This window comes from uncultured Paraglaciecola sp. (assembly GCF_913020055.1).
Classification (GTDB): Bacteria; Pseudomonadota; Gammaproteobacteria; order Enterobacterales; family Alteromonadaceae; genus Paraglaciecola.
The window spans coordinates 18,996-37,628 of record NZ_CAJWCF010000019.1; the positions used below are offsets into that span (position 1 = coordinate 18,996).

Consider the following 18,633-nt stretch of genomic DNA (forward strand, 5'->3'; position numbering starts at 1 on the left):
GCCTTAATTTACTTAATGTTGGACTTTGATTTTTTCTAGAGTAGAGGTTTTTGCAGTCTGTGCCGAATGAGGTGGATTCATTCTATAATCTAATTGTACCGTTAAACCTGTTTGTCTTTGTGCTTGGCCTCCTTGAATTCTAGGTTTGTAGGTCCATTGTTTTAGGGCGGCAATTGATACTTTATCGAACACTTGCTGAGGAAATGATTCGATCACTTGAATATTGTCGGTTGAGCCATCTTTGGCAATATCAAACTGTAATATTACTGCTCCCTCTTGATTATTTCGTGCCGCTTCAATGGGGTATTTTGGTTCAATTCTAATTACTGGTGCAGCCATTGATGATTTGTCTACTGAGTGTGCAGTTTCAGCTAAATTAGCTAAAGCAACGCCAGCTACTAGGGTGCTGCTTAGGGCGATTGTAAGCCCTATCAATGCAGGTTTTATTTTAGCTGGGTTTTGAATGTTTTTGATACGTTTAAACATGGTGTGTTTTTCTCCATAGGGTGAATAAATAGAAAAGCTGTGAAGTGAACGTTCTGCGCATTGCACTAGTGCTTTGCTGTAGTTGATTTGATCTTCGGTAGTCGACTGTTTTAGTACAGCAGCGTCGCAAGCGATTTCTTGGCTACGCCTAAAAGCACGGTAAGCCATCCAAGATAAAGGGTTGAACCAAAATACCGCCAAAAATATTAAAGCAAGCAGGTTGTAAAGGTTATCACCACGGTGAAAATGCACTAATTCGTGGCGTATCATTAAGTGTTGTTGACGAGCGCTAAACTGACTTTGGAAACCAACGGGAACAAGCAATGTAGGTTTTAAAATTCCGCTCAATATTGGGCTGGAGAGTTGTTTGTTGCTAACTACTTTTAAGGACTTGGGTAAAGCAACATTAAGCTTAATGCTGTTAGATTCGAAATGGGCTAAGCGATAAATCTTCCACTGTGCAAAAGCGCCAAGAGCCAATATACCTAGACAACCTGAAAGCCATACCAAAGCCCAGTTAAAACTAATATGGACTGTGTTTGATTTACCGCCTATTTCCACAATATAACGGTAGATAGATTTGTCATCTACTCTAATGACATCTTGCGGCAGGTTGTTGGTAATCAATAATAACGGGACCAGAAGCCAAAGGGCATATATTACGTTGGCTCCTAAGCTTTTCATCGCCTTTGCTTCTAGAGTAATTAAGGTTAACAGTAATAAACTGATAACAAGTTGTTGTTCCATTAACCAGTTAGTCATTATCTTGCTCCCATTTTTTGATTAGAGACTTAAGTTCAGCCACATCTTCTTTGGACAATGAATCTGAATTTGCAAAACCCGCAACCAATGGCGCTACTTTTCCTCCAAACAAACGGCTGACTAAACTTTTACTTTCTTTTTGGGTATAGGTGCTGCGTTCAACTAGTGGAAAATACAGGTAACTACGTTGTTGTTTATCAAAATCGATAACCTGTTTTTTGACTAATCTACTCAGTAAGGTTTTAACCGTTTTGTCATGCCATTGTTTGTTTTGGTTTAAACGCTGGATAATGTCATTGGCTGAGGCGGGGTAGTGTTCCCATAATGCATCTAGCACTTCATATTCTGTTTTAGTGATGTCTGTTGTCATAGTTTATGTCTTAAGTAAGGTGTTTTGTTGATTACATTTGTAGTCTTGGCTGTAGGATTACATGTGTAATCTTAGTTGGCAAGTATTTATTATGAGTTTTAAGGGGTTTTTAGTACTTTATTGTGTGGATATTTGGACTTAATCAATTATTTAGTCATTAAAGTTCAAATTATTCCGACATTTTGTAACTAAGCTGTTAAGCTACGCCTCGATATTCTATATCTGTTTGCGTGATGGTGATAACGCAGTCAGTATTAAATTTTTCACTATAAGAAGAGAGTTCAAAATGAGTAAAGGTACAGTAAAGTGGTTCAATGCAGATAAAGGTTTCGGTTTTATAGCTCCAGAAGACGGAAGCAAAGACTTATTTGTTCACCATTCAGAAATTCAAGCTGGTGGCGGTTACGCTACTTTGACTGACGGCCAAGCTGTTGAGTTTGAAGTTGGCGAAGGTCAAAAAGGCCCATGCGCAAATAAAGTAGTTCCTTTATAAGAAACCACTTTTAAAACTAGCGATTTAGGTTCGTAGCTTGAACCGGATCTTAACAAACATTTTGTTAAGATCCTCGCTATTTGATTCCCCTCTCTAGTTCGTTACATTCCAGTATATTTTATCTATCTCAATGATTTCTTTGAGTTATCGATATTAAAATTTAAAAACTACAAATTCATTGATGTTAAATCGATACCATCTTCAGACACTTTGAGAATACTTCCTTGCTCATACCAATCACCTAGAACGATACGCTGAGCTGGTTGATCATTTAGTATTAGATCATGAATGGCTGGCCTATGGGTGTGCCCGTGAATGAGCCTTTTAACCGAAAACTGTTGCATCTGATTGGTCACTTCTTGAGGCGTGACATCCATAATCTCATCACTCAGCATGGACTGTTTTTGTTTGCTCGTGGCTCGACCTTTTTGAGCGAGCTTTCGACGAGTCGATAAAGGCATACTCAATATGATTTTTGGCCACCACCAACTGCGTGCCTTTTTACGAAAAGCTTGATAGTCAGTGTCCTTGGTGCAAAGTTCATCGCCATGCATTATAAGGGTGGGTACACCGTATAAATCAATGACCACTTGTTCTGGTAATAGTGTGAAGCCGGCTTTTTTAGCAAAGCGCTGTCGGATTAAAAAGTCTCGATTGCCATGTATAAAATATACCGGCACGCCAGATTCCCTTAAGGTTTTAAATGCCTTCGCTATGCTTAAGGTAAAACAATTTTCATCATCATCACCAATCCATATTTCAAACAAATCGCCCAATACGTATAAAGCATCAGCTTGAGGTGCTTGATCACGCAAAAACGTAAACAGACATTGATTAATATCATCTCTTTGTGCGGATAAATGTAGGTCGGAAATAAAGTAAGTAAAAGGGATCATTTAATGAGACAGAATGTTGGATGTTGATAAGAAGTGGCAAGAGAGTTGAGTTGTTTGATAAATTCGACTCTCTAGCCTTTTGCTTGTTATTCGACTATTTCAGCTTTTTGAATAACAACATCTTCTTCAGGCACGTCTTGATGATAGCCAGAATTTCCAGTAGCAACACTTCTAATTTTTTCAACGACATCCATGCCATCAGACACTTCAGCAAATACGCAGTAACCCCAACCATCACCGCTTTCGCTGCGGAAGTTTAAGAAACTGTTGTCGCCTACATTAATAAAAAACTGAGCGGTAGCTGAATGTGGTTCATTGGTGCGAGCCATAGCTACTGTGCCAAGGTTGTTGGCTAATCCATTATTTGCTTCGTTTGGGATAGTATCTTTGCATTCTTTTTGTTCCATGCCCGGTTCAAATCCGCCGCCTTGGATCATAAAACCGTCAATCACCCGGTGAAAAATGGTGTTGTCGTAAAAACCTTCTTTCACGTAGTCCAAAAAGTTGGCAACAGTAAGAGGTGCTTTGTCGGCAAACAAAGTCAGAGTGATAACGCCATAATTGGTATGGATTTTAACCATGAAATAGATCCTCAATTAGCAAAATAAAAAATAACACGCGCATTCTAGCTTAAAACTGAAGGTTTTTTAAGGCTTTAAGGGCGATTGGCAGATGCAGCACAGGTTTCTGGGTGATAGAATCCCTTTTTTTGTATTCACTCATCAGAGGATTTTGATTCAATGTTACATATATACAACACTCTAACCCGACAGAAAGAGCAATTTAAACCATTGCAAGCAGGTAAGGTGGGGTTGTATGTATGCGGTATTACAGTCTATGACGTATGCCATGTTGGACATGCCCGTACTTACTTGAGTTTTGATTTAATGGTTCGCTATATGCGCTCTCGTGGACTTGAAGTGAAGTATGTTCGCAACATTACAGATGTAGACGATAAAATCATCTCAAGAGCGAATGAGCAAGGTTTAACAGCAGAACAATTTACTGAAAAAACCATAAACCGTATGCACCAAGATTTTGCTGCTATAGGTTTGATTGAGCCTGATGTAGAGCCTCGCGTTACCACCCACATCCCTGAAATTATTAACGTGATTCAGCGCCTTATTGATAAAGGGTATGCTTATCAAGCGCCAAGTGGTGACGTGTTGTTTGAAGTGAGTACCTATGCCGATTACGGAAAGTTGGGACGACAAGACCTAGATCAGCTTAACTCTGGCGCCCGAGTTGAAGTAGTCGATGAAAAACGTGACCCATTAGATTTTGTGTTGTGGAAATCAGTTAAACCGGGTGAACCATTTTGGTCATCTCCTTGGGGTAATGGTCGTCCTGGTTGGCATATTGAATGTTCAGCGATGAACCACAAACATTTGGGTGAACATTTCGATATCCATGGTGGCGGTTCTGATTTGATCTTTCCTCACCATGAAAACGAAGTGGCTCAGTCCTGCTGTGCTTTCGACACGCCTTATGTGAATTATTGGATGCACACAGGTATGGTGCAGGTGAATCAAGAAAAAATGTCTAAGTCTTTAGGCAATTTCTTTACCTTGCGCGATGTATTAGATGTGTACGATGCCGAAACTGTGCGTTATTTCTTGATGTCCGCTCAGTACCGTAGCCAGTTAAGTTATTCAGATAGTTTTATCCAACAAGCCCGTGCTTCTTTGGAGCGTTTATATACCGCCTTACGCGACATTACGCCCAATATGGACGTAGATATTACAATGGGGGATTATCAAACTCGTTTCAACCAAGCAATGGATGATGATTTTAATACACCCGAAGCCTTTGCAGTGTTATTTGATTTAGCCAAAGAAATCAATAAATCTGCAGGACAACAGGCGTCTGATTTAGCCGGTGTAATGATAAAACTGGCAGACATTTTGGGCATTTTACAACAATCACCGAATGAGTTTTTGCAAGGCTCTGCAAGTGGCGAGCAAGATGATGTGGCCGAAATAGAAGCCTTGATCAAAGCCCGTAACGATGCGCGAGCTAATAAAGACTGGGCTGCTGCTGATGCAGCTCGAGATGCGTTGAATGCCTTAAAAGTGGTATTAGAAGATGGAGAAAACGGCACTACTTGGCGCAGAAGTTAGAATAGTTAGAGGTGTAGTCTATACAGTATTGGCAATGAGGCTCTCTCATTGCCTTATTCTGGTTTATTGGTTGCTGACTTGAAAGCTATCCAGTTATAGCCAGCGCCTAACCTTCTTTTTGTACAACACGTACTGCTCACCAAAAATACCTTCGATAATGCGTTCTTCAGGTTTTATTTGAAATTGTGTGATGTAAAGCATAAAACAGGGAAGGGCGATAACACCGTAGAAGTTAGCAAATTTAAAAATCGCCGCAATAATGATACACAGCATACCCAAATACATAGGGTTTCTCGTCACCCGATAGATACCACTCAACACCAAGTGACTGGTTTTTTCTGGCTTAGTAGGATTGATAGTTGTTTTGGCTTTTCGAAACTCCCAGATACCCGCCAACGCGACTAATACCCCAGTTAGCCCAATATACAAATACAGGTCAGACAATAGGGTTGGTATGGCTAATATTGGCAAATAGTGGCTTAGTCCGTATACCAAACCAAGGCAAAGGGCTAACACTATGGGGGGATGGACTTTCAGCTCAAGGGATTTCATCTGCGGGTATATCTTGTGCGTTAAATGAATCTTTCCAGCGTTGCTGTGACACATGTTGTTTAACTAGCTCTAAACACTCGTTAACTATCAATAACACTTCTTGATCTAACATGTGGTCTTCACTGGAAAAACGGCCCAAGCCATGCTCGACAAAATCATCTATTTTTTCTGGTGTGATGTCTTTTAGTAGGTTAATAATCGATTGTGTCACAATATCAGTGACCGATTGCTCGAGTGTTTTTTCAATTGTGCTACCTAACACGGGTACCAATTTTAAAGTGGAAACCTGAGAGTTACTGCGTACTGCTTTACCTACACTTTTCTGGACATGACTGCGTACTGATTCACCATGAGCGTTGTGTTCGATTGACTCACCAATATGCACCATTATCGACGATAACCACTGAGTCAAAATTGGCAAACGAGTAGCCAAGACCTGTTGACTAATATCTTCTATTAATGGAGAGCCGGCAGCGATATCTTTTTGCGCATCAGATAACACTTTAACCACAATTCTATCACTGAGCTCTTCAACAAATACGTCGTAATAAAATAGGATAAACCGATAAATAGCCGTATTGCGTAAATCGATAATTTCATATTTTTGCAATCGATAAAAAATTGAAATAATCCGTAAAAACCGGAATATTCTTGCTCCGCCCAAAGGAATACAACCGATTAAATCGTACCAATGAATAAAGGGAAAAAAATACCAGCGCATATATGTCTTGCGGACTAGTGCTGCCACCCAACGAACACAAAACTCAGTTAGAAAAACAACAACAAAGGCTAGGTCATACAATACAAAGTTTTCATGAATCGGAGCATAACCCTGCACTATATTTGGACTTAGACTAGATAAGACGGCTTTAAATGCTTGAGTAGCAAATAAACCATCAAATAACAGCCAGACCAAATTGATGAATAGTAAACCTAGCATTATCAGGTCGACCATTATCCATGGGCCTTCATGGCTGGATTTAAGTTTGGAATAACTGAAATTAAGCATTAATAAAGCAGCCGTTTTTATCTATTAAGTACGGGTTACATCAACAAAAATTTTCAATTTTTGTCCAGGCTGTAAATATTTTTTCAGTTTACTTTGATTCCATTTCTGTAAATCTGTCACTTTGACCTTAAATTTCCCGGCAATACGGGCAAGTGAATCACCGTTACGGACTGTGTAAGTTAGCGAGCGCATCACTGCATCTTTGCGTTGTACGTTATTGACCCACACAACTAACTTTTTGCCTGGGCGTAGAGTATCTGTTGGTGCCATGCCATTCCACTTTGCCAATTGACGTAAATTGACTTTGTACTCACGACTAAGATCCCAAAACGTATCACCACTTTTTACAATATGATTAAGTTTGTATGCACCACTTTTTTTCGACTGGGTTTTGGCTAAGCGTTGATCTTGCGACAAAGAATAAGAATCTAAGGATTTTAGCGCCACCGGAATGATCAGGTGATTACCGACAATAATCACGTTGCTTTTTAGTTCATTTACTTGGCTTATGATATCGGTAGTAGTGTGATACTTCTTGGCAAGTTTTAATAAACTATCACCACTTTTTACTTGATGTCTGACCCAGTTTAATCGCTGTGAACTGTCTGTTTTGGCAAGTTCATCAGTGAAGTTTTCAACTCTATCTATTGGTAATAATAAATTATAGGGGCCATTTGGATCAGTTGCCCAGCGATTGTATCCAGGGTTAAGAGCATGCAACTCTTTGACTGTGAGTCCGGCCATGTCAGCGGCTAAGGCTAAATCGATTTGCGAGCCTACTGCTACTTCTTGAGTCAAAGGGATATTATCAATTTCTGGCCAGTCAAAATTATACTTGTCACCGTTAGCGAGTATGTCGGCAAGAGCCAGAAGTTTCGGCACGTATGCGCGGGTTTCTTTGGGTAAATCCAAATGCCAAAAATCAGTTTGTTTACCGTTTTTCTTGTTCTTTCTGATAGCTCTTTGTACACGTCCTTCTCCGCTGTTGTAGGCGGCTAATGCGTGTAACCAATTACCATCAAACATTTTCACTAAATAATTTAAGTAATCGATGGCACCTTGGGTTGATGCCATTACGTCACGGCGGCCGTCGTACCACCATGTTTGTTTCATGCCAAAACGTTTACCAGTAGAAGGGATAAACTGCCACATGCCAGCTGCACGACCATGAGAATAGGCAAATGGGTCGAAAGCACTTTCTACTATGGGCAATAATACTAGATCCATAGGCATATTTTGCTGTTCAATTTTTTCGACTATTAAGTGCAAAAAAGGTTTGGCCCTAACTGCCACGCGTTTCATATAGCTAGGGTGTTTAAGGTACCAATTACGTTGTGCAGCAATGCGTTTGTTATCGTCAAACGTAAATCTAAGCTGGCTACGAACTCTTTGCCATAGATCTTTAATTTCCTCTTCAGCAGCCGCCTCGGCTACTTTTTCTGGCACTTCAACGGCTACTTCGATTGGTTCAACTGGGTGAGTAATAGGTATGGTGCCTGATTGGGCTGACTCACAATCAAAGTGGTCTTCTGCTTGCTCTTTAGATTCTTCACACGATACTAAAATTTGCTCGGCGATTTGATGTTCTTGTTCAAGCTGACTGGCTTGGCCATCACTGTGTGTTGTCGCATTACAGGCTGACAAAGTACCAATTAAGGCGAGTGATAGGAGTGTATGTAAACGCAATGTATTTCCTTTTTTATTATTGTCTGCTGTGATTTTTTTTTATCTTATGAGCAGGTTTGGCATGTATACGTTGCCTTAAATGCTTATTTTATACCAATCTATATAGATATCTATATGGATTAGCATTACCCGTTAAAAATTATCTTTCCAGCTTCTTAATGCAGCAAAGGTGGCCTGTTCAGATGTCAAGGTGGCTCCCAAATTATGGCTTACATTTGTCACCAACTCAGTGCTATGACAACGTAAAAACGGATTTATCGCCATCTCCTTCTCAATATTAGATGGCAAAGTTGGATTGTTTCTCTCTCGTTGTTGGTTTGCCCAATTTTTGTAATCAGTTAATTTTTGGTTATTCGGTTCTACAGCCTCAGCAAATGCAATATTCGCCATAGTGTATTCGTGGGTACAATAGACAGCAGTATCAGCTGGAAGTGCCGTTAACTTAGCTAACGAATGAAACATTTGATCGGGTGTGCCTTCAAATAAGCGACCACAACCAGCAGAAAATAATGTATCCCCACAAAACAGACCTGTATCACCATAGTAGGCTATGTGGTCTAAGGTATGCCCAGGTACTTCTAGAACTGAGAATTTAACGCCAAGTAACGCCAGCTCAATGTCATCACCATCGGATAAGCGATGGGTAATTTGTTGGATATTTTTGTTTTGCGGGCCATACACTGGAATATCAGGGAAGGCTGCTAACAAAGCATCAATGCCACCTGTATGGTCCCAATGATGATGAGTAATTAAAATCGCTGAAAGAATAAGTTGGTTGTCTTGGCAATAAGCTAAAACCGGTGCTGCGTCGCCGGGATCTACCACAACGCAGTGAGTTTGGTTACGCAGACACCAAATATAATTATCATTAAATGCTTTGATGGGGAATACGTTTATAGACATATTGTGTCTCCAGTCATAAACATGGGGATTAACAGTTTCATACTTTTAGAGTACCATAAATTTTATGAAATCAGCGTTAATCAAAAACCATCCAACCAAACCAGAGTTATGGCAAGATTTACCTTTAGGTGATGAGCTTAAGTCTCTGATTGAAAAAGAAATAGCCGAAATTTGCAGCAAGTTTTTTGGTTATCACTTAGTGCGTTTAGGCGATTTAAGTAGTCAAATTGAATGTTCGACTTGCCCGATAACACATCAAGTGAATATCACTTCCAATATGCAAACTTACACCCACCTAATTGGCACGCCTACAGATTTACCATTAAGTGAGAACAGTGTTGATGCATTTTTGTTGGCTCACGAGTTAGATTTTGCTAAAGATCCTCATCAAATACTGAGAGAAGTGGATAGAACTATTATGCCCAATGGTTATTTGGTCATTACTGGTTTTAATCCGTTTAGCCTATGTGGCTTATTTAAATATCTACCCATGAACAAAGGCAACATTTTACACGATGCCCGCTTTTTTAGCTGCGCTAGGGTAAAAGATTGGCTGCAGTTATTAGGATTTGAAATAGTTGATGTAAAACACTTATTGTTTAATGAGTTATTTCTAAAGCGAAAACTGATGGGGGACTCTAAATGGAATAGCTGGTGTCACCAATATTTGTCGTTATTAACCAGCATGTATATTATCGTCGCCAGAAAAAGAGTTATTCCATTATCGATGATCAAACCTAAGTGGAAAGCCAACCCTAAGTTTTCCACCTTAGGAGCAAGTGTTAGAAGCGGTGCGATGCAAGTTGAAGCACCTTGGAAACCAGTAAACAAATAGCGCGTGATTACCACTGTGAATACAGTGGTTTACAGGTTTTAATTTTTTGTGAGGCTAACAACGAATTGTTAACCTCAAACAAAAGGTAGCTTTATTTACTTAACTTTCATTCCCGGTTGCGCGCCTTCATCTGGGTTTAATATCCAAAGTTCTTCACCACTAGGTCCAGCTGCTAGTACCATTCCTTCAGACATCCCAAAACGCATTTTTCGCGGTGCTAGCTTGGCAACCATTACCGTTAATTTGCCTTCAATATCTTCAGGCTTATAGGCCGATTTAATATCGGCAAACACTTGTCGTGTTTCGCCGCCTAAATCCAATTCTAAGCGTAACAGTTTGTCGGCTTTTTCTACGTGCTCTGCTTTAGCAATACGCGCAATACGCAAATCAATTTTTGCAAGTTCTCTATTAATTACCACATAACTGTTTTGCCTTTTATAACTTTAACTACGCTGAGCGTCATTTTAATTTTTAGCGGATAAAGTGGAATGCAGAGCATTTTTATAAGCTTCAAAAGCTGGAATAGTCGAGGTAATAATAGACGCGATAAAGACGATCCCAATTGCCGTCAATGCTTCCATAGACAACAAGTTAGCACTGAGAAAAAGGCCATATTCTGATGCCAGCCAGTCTCCCAAAAGGGCTAAGGCTAGGCTAATGGTCATCACCGATGCAACGATAGCAAAACTCACTAAAATTAATGCTTCAATCAGTACCAAAGAAAAAATCACGCCCGGTCCTGCACCCAGTACCCGTAACACCGCAATTTCTGATTTTCTCTGATCCATCGATGCTAGCAGCATAGTAGACAAGCCAAACAATGAGGCAAATAGCACCAAGATACTAATTACCCGCAGTAAGTTTTCAAAATTTTCCATCATGCTCCACAGTTCTGACATGGCAATGCCAGGTAAGATAGCCATCAACCGATCGTCTGCATAACTGTTAATATTTCGTTGCAAGGTAAAAGTAGCGAACTTAGATTTTAAACCTAACATCACCGCGGTTACATTGTTTGGGCTCAAGTCGATGGCATCGACATCGTTTATGAGTTGCCTGAGCTTAGCCGGAGATAAATGAATGGCTTCAATCGCTTCTAACGTCACATGTAATGATTTGTCAACGGGTGTGCCTGTTGGTTTAAGTATGCCACTGACTACAAAAGGTGTGTCGTCATGATGCATAAAGCTGACTGAACCCACACCATGGGCGACCACTATTTCGTCACCCACTTGGTAGTTGTGTTCTTTCGCCACGTCAATGCCTATCACTACCTCAAAAAGACTAGAAAAAGCCTGTCCCTGCACAAATTCTAGCGATTGTTTTTTGCCATATCTAAAGTGAGTAAAGTAGTCTTGGGTAGTGCCAATCACTCTAAAACCATGATGTGAATCACCTAATGAGATTGGGATAGCCCACTCAACCTGTTGATTATTTTGCAGAACTTGAAAGCTTTCATAATTGATATTGTTAGTGGGACTGCCCATTCTAAACACGGAGTAAAGCAACAAATTAAGCTGCCCACTAGGCGCCCCTACTATTAAATCAACACCGGATACAGTGCGACTAAAACTCTCTTTTGCTTGTTGTCTTATGTGCTCCACACCAAGCAACACACTGATGCTGATCAGAAGACTGAGAAAAGTCAGTAAAATCGATTTACGTCTATTTTTAAGGCTACTTACCGCCAAAGACATCAACATACAGTTGACCCCTGTGACTGCTTCAGTGAATGAATATCAATACTGGACGAAAAATAGCGCTTTAAGCTCATATCGTGACTAACAAAAAGTAGGGTAGTGAGCTTAGACTGGCAAATGCCTAATAGGATACGCATGAAGGTATCTCTTGCTGCTGCGTCAAGTGCAGAAGTTGGTTCATCTACAATTAATAATTCAGGTTGATTAATCAAAGCCCGGGCTATCGCAACTCTTTGTTGTTGCCCAACACTGAGTTGACTGGCTTGCTGCTGTAAAATACTCGTGGGTAGCTTTAACTCTGTTAGTAATTGCGTAGCACGGCGTTCAATATCGTCAGACTTTTTAGCAAAATACCCGGCGACCATAATATTTTGCAGCACGGTTAAGTAGGGGATCAAATTAAACTGCTGGAAAACCACGCCTATATGCCGGGCTCTAAATTGATCTCGTTTACGGGCAGAAAGGCCAGAAAAAGTTTGGCCCAATAGTCTCACTTCGCCTGTCTGGGGAGTCAAAATACCTGCAATCAAATTCAACAAAGTGGTTTTACCCGACCCCGATTCACCATGCAAAAACACATTATCCCCATGCTGTATTTGCCAGTTCTCAATTTTCAAATCGATACTGCCTCTAGTATAACCATGTTGTAGATTTTCAACTTCGATCGACAGTGGCTGAGACGTTACTCTACCCGTCACACTCGTGGAATTTTCGTTTAACTGCATATGCTGTTCATTTCTTCGCTAACCCATGATAGATATGTTATAACATTACACAACTTAAATATTGAGTAATTTATTTTGATTATGCAATCGTACATCGGCAAAGCAGGGCTGGGTTTTTTATTGCTTCCCTTGCTTATCTCTTTGGCCAACGCCAACTTGCCAGAAAAAGATCAGAACTTCCAAACAATTGACTGGGTAGCCTTAATCCCAAAAGATGATCTGGACGCGCTGCTTAATCCACCTGATTTTCTTAACGATATCGCAGATGGCTCGGATCAAGATTCGGTGAATTTATTGCAAAAAAACACGAAATTAGATGCCCAAGGTAAACGATTCCAAGAAGCGCTTGTGTCTACCACAGTGGTCAGCGAATATGATGGAAAGTCCATTCGTATACCTGGCTTTATAGTACCTCTTGAGAGCGCAAATGAAAGAATGGTGACGGAATTTTTTATTGTCCCGTATTTTGGTGCATGTTTACATATGCCACCTCCACCACCTAACCAAATTATTCATGTTGTTGTGAATGAAGGAATTGAGCTAGAAAATTTATACGACCCGTTTTGGTTCGAAGGCCGTTTGGCACTTAAAATCATCGAAACAGAAACCGGCTTATCGGCCTATTCAATGACACTACATCAAGTTATTCCATATCAAGAACCGTAATTGGAGAATTTAAATGACGATTAAACGACGCTTTTTTATCATAGCTATGGTGTGCATTCAGGCCATGTTATCGCCAGCATTCGCTTGTGATTTACATGGCTCAGGTGGCTATGGATTTAGCCCATTTGGCCCACGTTTTTCAATGCTTGATCGCAATGAAATGGATAGAAATCAACATAGCACTGCAAAATTAAATATTACTCACGACCGTTTTTTATCTGTACCTAATGGTTCGCCCTCAGTATTGGCAATCTCATATCAAGTACCCAGCTCATTTATAAACGTCAAACTTCAGTTTAGTAGCGATAAAGATATCGATTTGTTTAAAGATTCAGAGGTTATATTGACGAAATCCAGTGGGGTTTATAAGTTACACTTCACTCCTAAGGAAATTGGCGATCAGCATATTAAAGTGCACATTACCGGATTAAGTGATGCAAGTTCAGTCGATGAAGAACGCCATATTACAGTGCGCTCAATCTAATCGACTCGCAGATTGATACCCCAAAGTGTGTTTTGAAAAAAATGCTATGGGTTTTGAACACTTACTTCTCTGCAAAAAGTGTATTTTCCAAGATATCGACGATTTGGTTAAGTGCTATTTGTCCTGTGGTGATGACCTCAAGTCGTGAGTCCATACTTTCATCTAGTTCGTTACAACTTAGCACTTCATCGAGCTTATTAAAGGTAAAAATGCCTTTGTCGGTTATCATCACGGCTTTTAATCGATATACATCCAAGGTCGTTAGTTCATTCATTACTTGCCTGAAATCGAACACTTTGTCGGGGCGAAATGCCCAGCCACAAGAATAGAAGTCATCTTTAGCATTACTCACTTTTACTGTGCTATGGTTTGATAACTCTTCTTCTATATCCATTAATTCAGCACTGGCGCCGTGCTCATGATGGCTAGTCTCAGGCAGCTTAAACTTCGTTTTAGAAGACAGCATGGATAATGGAATTTTGTTGTTATCCAAAACGGTCAGTGGTGTTGCGGCTAAATCTAATTGATTAAGATACTCGGTTAGATTGGCCTGATCATTCTCCTCATAAAGGTCCGCTTTAGTTGCCACAATATGATCAGCAATTTCCAACTGCTCCCTAAAAGTTTGATGTTGGCTATAACGTTCCTTTGTGACCAAGCGAGCATCAACCAGCGTGAGTGTGCTGTTGATAGAGAATGTATCTTGATAATGAGCTTGCTGTAAACTGGCCAACACTTCTTTTGGATGACCTAAGCCAGTCGGCTCAATGATCAGCCGATGGGGCTTGGCATAAGATACTAATTGATTTAGCGCGATTTGCATGGGCAAACCTGATGTACAACACATACAACCGCCGGGCACTTCTCGTACATAAATATTGTTTTCTGGACGGCCTTTAAAAAATGCACCATCAATGCCAATTTCACCAAACTCATTGACTAAAATAGCCCATCTTTCGTTGGCAGGTTTGAGTGTTAATAAATGTTGGATAAGCGTGGTTTTTCCTGCACCCAAAAAGCCCGTAATTATGTTAGTGGGTATTGGCAGTGTTTGTGAGGTCAATTTTTCCATGGGTTTCCAATTAATTGATGTATGCTGTCAGGATTCTTTAGTATTGTTATGTTATATCATTACTGTTCTGAGACCCATGATTAAGTCCCTTATTATTCTAATTATATTTCTGCTATGTGGTGTGTGGGCAGGGCAGCACTCAAAAACGATTTTGCGCTGTATAGAACGTATTGTTATTGATGAACCTCCACTTTATGAAGCAAATAACGCTACCAATACCCAAGGTTTTTCTGCTGTACCGCCCATGTCCATTGGATGGAGTGAACTGTTACCCGCAGAGGAAAAGCAAATATTAAGTCGTTACCAGCAAAACTTGCCAACTGACTTAACGGATCAAGTGCTGTTGTCTCTGCAAGCGACTACAGATCGAACCTATCAAGCGACGTTGCAGTCAACTAATATCGTTGAAAACTTTCTCGACAAAGCGATATCGATATCAGGGTTTATAGTGCCTATCGATGTGCAAGAGAATATAAATATGACTAGCTTTTTTTTAGTTCCTTATTTTGGAGCCTGTCTCCATTACCCTCCGCCACCACCTAATCAACTGATTTATGTGACCATTCCTAATGGCATGCCAGCATCCGATTTTCAAATGCCATACACAATTTCGGGCATTCTCAAAAAAGGCTTGTATGAAGACCCATTAGGCACCTCAGCATACAGCTTGGATTTATTGACGGTAGAAAGGTTTTATGACCAGCCAGATAACTTCCGTATGCATTAGTTTTTCTTGAAGTTAACTTATAAATTTATCCCAAGGGCCGGTTATGGCAACAGTAGTAGTCGGGGAATATAAGTTAACAAACAAGGTACGCCCATCTGGCGAAAAACAAGCACCGGCAGGTTCGGTTTGCAATTTTACGCGGGCTAAATCATAGGTTTTTCCATCTGGTGTTACACCTTTGATATGATTTTCTTTGTGATCAGTATATTGGTCTTCACACACAATTAAGTGGCCATTAGGCGCTACGGTAACATTATCTGCAAAATTCATAGCTTGTGGATATGCACTTTCAACAAATAAACTCAGTTTGCCCGGACGCTTGTTTTCACTTGGACTACCTTCGACTAAAGAAGGTACGTAACGCATAATTTGTCCCAATTTTTTTGCACCGCCATTAGTGCAACAAAAATATAGTTCGTTATCACCCCAATGTATGCCTTCGCCTCTTGCAAACAGCGCTGCTCCTGCGTTAAAACCTCGTAACCGCAGGTCATCATCTGGACTTTCAGGATGATCCAACTCAATCCATTCAACGGCCATTTCTTGGTTTAATAGCATAGATTCTGAATGCCAGTTACGTGTATCGAATTTAGGTTGTTGTGTTATCACCAATGCTTGCAAACGACCACCTGCCTGTAAATTAGCTTTTTGATTGGGGATATAACGATAAATCAGGCTATCGTTTCTATCTTCGGTCATATAAACAATGCCTGTTCGTGGGTCAACACAAGCGGCTTCATGGTTAAATCTGCCCATCGATTTAATAGGGATGGCATTCACCATCTTGGTGGCATTGGCGGGAACTTCAAACACATATCCATGGTCTTTACTGATCATCTTGTCTGCTTTATCCACTGACTCTTCGCACGTCAGCCATGTTTCCCAAGGCGTAACACCACCAGAACAGTTGCGGATCGTGCCGATTAGCGACATAAACTGCTGTTCAACACGTCTCGACTGCAGATTGTAAACAATGGAGCTGGTACCGCCGGGCAACGGATAAGTATTCTCAAGGTTGTCATAGGCTAACTCAAGCATTATAGCTTGCTTGTCACCATGATGTTTTTTAATCAGTTTATTGGCTGCGATTTCGTGATTTCTGATTAACACCACTCGTTTATCATCAAGATAAAAACAACCCATACCATCAGCACGATCAGGCACATCCAAGTCATCCTGCATTTTGTCTCCTAGACGCGAGATAACCTGATAATTAAAACCACAGGGTAAGTCTAATAACGCATTAGGATCAGGTATCAGTTTCCCATATGCGGAATTTTGAGCCATAGCAGTTGTTTGCAAGCTAGATTGTGAGGCATGCAGGTGTGATGCTAAGCCTCCAAACGCCATGGCCACTAAACCTTGATTAAATTGTCGTCTATTAAGCATCACCTTCTCCTAATCCAGATCTTAATCCAGAGAATTAGTTACCACGACCCATACATGGGGTTAGGCAATAAAATAAATGTACGTGGTTGCTGCAACAACAAATCAGCGATATCGGCATCTTCTTGAGTAATGCTTGGAAAGTCCTTAATATTATCGCCCACGTGCATCAATATTTGCTGCGATTGCGACCATTCTTGTGTGCCTGTAGATGATGTTTTGGGGCGGTAACAAGGTGCATTGCCCATCTCGACTTGTTGGCGGCGTAAGTCTTTGTCATTTATCATAGCTTTGCCGTCAATAGCACGCTTATCTGCTTCGGCTCTACCTAACAAGCAGGTATTGCTCGGGGTAAGTGGTAAACCCAAGACGCGTAAATTCTGCCATGTGTATGACTCAACCTCTTTTTCTCGGTTGGTGATAAGGGCCAACTTGCCACCCTTATCTAATACTGTTTGGATAAAGGCAGCAGTGCCCGGAACTAAACCAGCTGAGGCTTGTTTTACCCAATTTTCCCACGTCTTAGGGATATAGCTAGCCCCCGTTTTATCCAGCGATACCTGATAAGGGCTATTATCTAGAATGGTTTCGTCTACATCCATTACCACCACCCAGCTATCTTTTTGTGGGGATAGTTGTACTAGTGTGCTGCTAGCTTGTTGATAAATATCCTGAGTGAGAAATTGGTATTCTTTGCTGGTGGTTAACCATCTTACTGCTGGCGAAAGCGGTAAAGGTTGTGAGCTAATCGACAGAGTGACCGCACAATGATCACTCAACATGTCATCAACTTTCATATTGTCAAACTTGTGCGTTTGCGAGTGAAGCGTGACATAAGGTGACTGGAAACCACCCGCCAAAATATGGTCGATAGGAGCCGGATAGTAAGGATGGCAACCTATCAAATTGGCTGTGGTGTTAAACAACGTAGAGGCGCTGCCATTGGTATTAACAAATAGCTCTTGGGTAAGCTGATTATAAGGTGCACTTAAGCGATGGTTGAAGTCACCAAGCATTATGTAGGGCTGTTGGTCGCGTTCTTTTGCTTCTACCCATGCATCTAAAATCGGTGCCTGTTTGGCAAATACCTGACAGGCCTCTGAATCAGCTCGGCTATAGTTATCCACAAAGCAGCCGCTCTTAAGATGCAGATTAAGAATTTCTGTCTCGCCCTTAGGTGTGGGTACAGTCACAGACAAGCCATAACGTAACCCTTCTCTGTCTATCGCCAAATCAGCGTAGTTTTTGCTAGCTGAGATAGGTATATGTTTGCGAACCGCAAAAGCCACTTTTTGTTGAGTAGACAGGTTATCACTGCCTCGGCAAGTGTACGTCCGACTCGGCGCTCTATCAGATACAATAATTTGCCATTCATCAGCGGCAAAAATTTGCTGTATTGCTTGTTTTGAAGCGACCTCTTGTAGAGCGAAAATATCAACATCTAATCTGTCTACGTAGGCTTTCATTGCATTAATTTCGTCTTGACTACGGGGGTTGCAACCCAGTTTGGCAGCAAAGCTAAGGTGCTCAATATTCCAGGTGGCTAAGGTCATTTCATCAACAGTAATCGGCTTAACCGACGGGACTGATTTTGCGGTGAGATAGCTATTGTTTGTTGCCGAACAAGCAGTGCAAGTCAAAACGACTAGCGCCATACTTAAAAGGTTTTTCATGATCTTTGTTCCCGTGCAAGCTTGGTTATTTTCTGTGATAAATACAAATTTTAGTCAAAGATATGCAAATACGATCGTCTGGGTTTGC

At 40.8% G+C, this 18,633-nt stretch carries 20 protein-coding genes; 6 read left to right on the top strand and 14 right to left on the bottom strand.

Annotated features, from left to right (window positions below):
* Nucleotides 1-12: 12 nt before the first annotated feature.
* Nucleotides 13-1,248: a M56 family metallopeptidase gene (locus tag QZ488_RS06015; protein ID WP_293746913.1), complete on the bottom strand. Its 1,236-nt coding sequence runs from the start codon at nucleotides 1,246-1,248 to the stop codon at nucleotides 13-15.
* A complete protein-coding gene (locus tag QZ488_RS06020; protein WP_293746914.1) occupies nucleotides 1,241-1,618 on the bottom strand; it encodes a BlaI/MecI/CopY family transcriptional regulator in 378 nt (125 codons plus the stop codon). The genes QZ488_RS06015 and QZ488_RS06020 overlap by 8 nt, the downstream gene beginning before the upstream one ends.
* Nucleotides 1,619-1,904: 286 nt before the next feature.
* Here QZ488_RS06020 and QZ488_RS06025 point away from each other — a divergent pair, with 286 nt between their 5' ends.
* On the top strand, nucleotides 1,905-2,111 hold the full coding sequence (locus tag QZ488_RS06025; protein ID WP_007618104.1) for a cold shock domain-containing protein: 207 nt from the start codon (nucleotides 1,905-1,907) through the stop codon (nucleotides 2,109-2,111).
* A gap of 167 nt (nucleotides 2,112-2,278) precedes the next feature.
* On the opposite strand, the gene lpxH is transcribed toward QZ488_RS06025, so the two are convergent.
* Nucleotides 2,279-3,004, bottom strand: coding sequence for a UDP-2,3-diacylglucosamine diphosphatase (gene lpxH / locus QZ488_RS06030; RefSeq protein ID WP_293746951.1), 726 nt, complete (start codon nucleotides 3,002-3,004; stop codon nucleotides 2,279-2,281).
* 89 nt (nucleotides 3,005-3,093) lie between these two features.
* The gene (locus QZ488_RS06035) at nucleotides 3,094-3,588 is read right to left on the bottom strand and encodes a peptidylprolyl isomerase (RefSeq protein WP_293746915.1); all 495 of its coding nucleotides are present in this window, start codon (nucleotides 3,586-3,588) and stop codon (nucleotides 3,094-3,096) included.
* Between the two features lie 159 nt (nucleotides 3,589-3,747).
* Between QZ488_RS06035 and cysS the strand changes: the two genes are divergently transcribed.
* The gene (gene cysS, locus QZ488_RS06040; protein WP_293746916.1) at nucleotides 3,748-5,127 is read left to right on the top strand and encodes a cysteine--tRNA ligase; all 1,380 of its coding nucleotides are present in this window, start codon (nucleotides 3,748-3,750) and stop codon (nucleotides 5,125-5,127) included.
* 93 nt (nucleotides 5,128-5,220) lie between these two features.
* On the opposite strand, the gene QZ488_RS06045 is transcribed toward cysS, so the two are convergent.
* The 4 genes from QZ488_RS06045 to gloB form a co-directional block, all read right to left on the bottom strand.
* On the bottom strand, nucleotides 5,221-5,679 hold the full coding sequence (locus QZ488_RS06045) for an isoprenylcysteine carboxylmethyltransferase family protein (protein ID WP_293746917.1): 459 nt from the start codon (nucleotides 5,677-5,679) through the stop codon (nucleotides 5,221-5,223).
* The gene (locus QZ488_RS06050; RefSeq protein WP_366508986.1) at nucleotides 5,666-6,688 is read right to left on the bottom strand and encodes an ion transporter; all 1,023 of its coding nucleotides are present in this window, start codon (nucleotides 6,686-6,688) and stop codon (nucleotides 5,666-5,668) included. Before QZ488_RS06050 ends, QZ488_RS06045 begins: the two co-directional genes overlap by 14 nt.
* A gap of 24 nt (nucleotides 6,689-6,712) precedes the next feature.
* Nucleotides 6,713-8,374, bottom strand: coding sequence for a LysM peptidoglycan-binding domain-containing protein (locus QZ488_RS06055; protein WP_293746919.1), 1,662 nt, complete (start codon nucleotides 8,372-8,374; stop codon nucleotides 6,713-6,715).
* Nucleotides 8,375-8,506: 132 nt separating this feature from the next.
* On the bottom strand, nucleotides 8,507-9,277 hold the full coding sequence (gene gloB / locus QZ488_RS06060; RefSeq protein ID WP_293746921.1) for a hydroxyacylglutathione hydrolase: 771 nt from the start codon (nucleotides 9,275-9,277) through the stop codon (nucleotides 8,507-8,509).
* Between the two features lie 64 nt (nucleotides 9,278-9,341).
* Between gloB and QZ488_RS06065 the strand changes: the two genes are divergently transcribed.
* Complete coding sequence (locus tag QZ488_RS06065) at nucleotides 9,342-10,112, top strand: methyltransferase domain-containing protein (RefSeq protein ID WP_293746923.1); 771 nt, start codon at nucleotides 9,342-9,344, stop codon at nucleotides 10,110-10,112.
* 95 nt (nucleotides 10,113-10,207) lie between these two features.
* On the opposite strand, the gene metG is transcribed toward QZ488_RS06065, so the two are convergent.
* Genes metG through QZ488_RS06080 form a run of 3 tightly spaced genes read right to left on the bottom strand, consistent with a single transcriptional unit; the run spans nucleotide 10,208 to nucleotide 12,537 of the window.
* A complete protein-coding gene (metG, locus tag QZ488_RS06070; RefSeq protein WP_293746924.1) occupies nucleotides 10,208-10,531 on the bottom strand; it encodes a methionine--tRNA ligase subunit beta in 324 nt (107 codons plus the stop codon).
* Between the two features lie 45 nt (nucleotides 10,532-10,576).
* Nucleotides 10,577-11,815: an ABC transporter permease gene (locus tag QZ488_RS06075; RefSeq protein ID WP_293746925.1), complete on the bottom strand. Its 1,239-nt coding sequence runs from the start codon at nucleotides 11,813-11,815 to the stop codon at nucleotides 10,577-10,579.
* On the bottom strand, nucleotides 11,809-12,537 hold the full coding sequence (locus QZ488_RS06080) for an ABC transporter ATP-binding protein (RefSeq protein WP_293746926.1): 729 nt from the start codon (nucleotides 12,535-12,537) through the stop codon (nucleotides 11,809-11,811). Before QZ488_RS06080 ends, QZ488_RS06075 begins: the two co-directional genes overlap by 7 nt.
* 81 nt (nucleotides 12,538-12,618) lie before the next feature.
* On the opposite strand from QZ488_RS06080, the gene QZ488_RS06085 reads away from it, so the two are divergent.
* Together QZ488_RS06085 and QZ488_RS06090 are read left to right on the top strand one after the other, a co-directional pair.
* Complete coding sequence (locus tag QZ488_RS06085) at nucleotides 12,619-13,203, top strand: DUF3299 domain-containing protein (RefSeq protein ID WP_293746927.1); 585 nt, start codon at nucleotides 12,619-12,621, stop codon at nucleotides 13,201-13,203.
* A 13-nt stretch (nucleotides 13,204-13,216) separates the two neighbouring features.
* Nucleotides 13,217-13,687 (top strand): hypothetical protein, encoded by a 471-nt coding sequence (locus QZ488_RS06090; protein ID WP_293746928.1) that lies wholly within the window; start codon nucleotides 13,217-13,219, stop codon nucleotides 13,685-13,687.
* Nucleotides 13,688-13,748: 61 nt separating this feature from the next.
* Here QZ488_RS06090 and QZ488_RS06095 read toward each other — a convergent pair whose 3' ends face one another.
* Nucleotides 13,749-14,759, bottom strand: a complete 1,011-nt coding sequence (locus QZ488_RS06095) for a GTP-binding protein (protein ID WP_293746929.1) — start codon at nucleotides 14,757-14,759, stop codon at nucleotides 13,749-13,751.
* A gap of 76 nt (nucleotides 14,760-14,835) precedes the next feature.
* Between QZ488_RS06095 and QZ488_RS06100 the strand changes: the two genes are divergently transcribed.
* Nucleotides 14,836-15,486, top strand: coding sequence for a DUF3299 domain-containing protein (locus QZ488_RS06100; RefSeq protein ID WP_293746930.1), 651 nt, complete (start codon nucleotides 14,836-14,838; stop codon nucleotides 15,484-15,486).
* 12 nt (nucleotides 15,487-15,498) lie between these two features.
* Here QZ488_RS06100 and QZ488_RS06105 read toward each other — a convergent pair whose 3' ends face one another.
* Both QZ488_RS06105 and QZ488_RS06110 read right to left on the bottom strand, forming a co-directional pair.
* Nucleotides 15,499-16,875, bottom strand: a complete 1,377-nt coding sequence (locus QZ488_RS06105) for an alkaline phosphatase PhoX (RefSeq protein ID WP_293746931.1) — start codon at nucleotides 16,873-16,875, stop codon at nucleotides 15,499-15,501.
* 38 nt (nucleotides 16,876-16,913) lie between these two features.
* Entirely contained in the window at nucleotides 16,914-18,545 is a 1,632-nt protein-coding gene (locus tag QZ488_RS06110; protein WP_293746933.1) for an HAD family acid phosphatase, read from the bottom strand.
* Nucleotides 18,546-18,633: the final 88 nt, after the last annotated feature.

Bases quoted from the DNA above. Each gene is read 5' to 3' on its own strand.
- QZ488_RS06095 (WP_293746929.1), bottom strand. From the start codon at position 14,759: ATGGAAAAATTGACCTCACAAACACTGCCAATACCCACTAACATAATT.
- QZ488_RS06075 (WP_293746925.1), bottom strand. From the start codon at position 11,815: ATGTTGATGTCTTTGGCGGTAAGTAGCCTTAAAAATAGACGTAAATCG.
- QZ488_RS06045 (WP_293746917.1), bottom strand. From the start codon at position 5,679: ATGAAATCCCTTGAGCTGAAAGTCCATCCCCCCATAGTGTTAGCCCTT.
- QZ488_RS06025 (WP_007618104.1), top strand. From the start codon at position 1,905: ATGAGTAAAGGTACAGTAAAGTGGTTCAATGCAGATAAAGGTTTCGGT.
- QZ488_RS06050 (WP_366508986.1), bottom strand. From the start codon at position 6,688: ATGCTTAATTTCAGTTATTCCAAACTTAAATCCAGCCATGAAGGCCCA.
- QZ488_RS06105 (WP_293746931.1), bottom strand. From the start codon at position 16,875: ATGCTTAATAGACGACAATTTAATCAAGGTTTAGTGGCCATGGCGTTT.
- QZ488_RS06100 (WP_293746930.1), top strand. From the start codon at position 14,836: ATGATTAAGTCCCTTATTATTCTAATTATATTTCTGCTATGTGGTGTG.
- QZ488_RS06080 (WP_293746926.1), bottom strand. From the start codon at position 12,537: ATGCAGTTAAACGAAAATTCCACGAGTGTGACGGGTAGAGTAACGTCT.
- QZ488_RS06090 (WP_293746928.1), top strand. From the start codon at position 13,217: ATGACGATTAAACGACGCTTTTTTATCATAGCTATGGTGTGCATTCAG.
- QZ488_RS06035 (WP_293746915.1), bottom strand. From the start codon at position 3,588: ATGGTTAAAATCCATACCAATTATGGCGTTATCACTCTGACTTTGTTT.
- cysS (WP_293746916.1), top strand. From the start codon at position 3,748: ATGTTACATATATACAACACTCTAACCCGACAGAAAGAGCAATTTAAA.
- QZ488_RS06020 (WP_293746914.1), bottom strand. From the start codon at position 1,618: ATGACAACAGACATCACTAAAACAGAATATGAAGTGCTAGATGCATTA.
- QZ488_RS06015 (WP_293746913.1), bottom strand. From the start codon at position 1,248: ATGACTAACTGGTTAATGGAACAACAACTTGTTATCAGTTTATTACTG.
- QZ488_RS06065 (WP_293746923.1), top strand. From the start codon at position 9,342: ATGAAATCAGCGTTAATCAAAAACCATCCAACCAAACCAGAGTTATGG.
- QZ488_RS06110 (WP_293746933.1), bottom strand. From the start codon at position 18,545: ATGAAAAACCTTTTAAGTATGGCGCTAGTCGTTTTGACTTGCACTGCT.
- gloB (WP_293746921.1), bottom strand. From the start codon at position 9,277: ATGTCTATAAACGTATTCCCCATCAAAGCATTTAATGATAATTATATT.
- QZ488_RS06085 (WP_293746927.1), top strand. From the start codon at position 12,619: ATGCAATCGTACATCGGCAAAGCAGGGCTGGGTTTTTTATTGCTTCCC.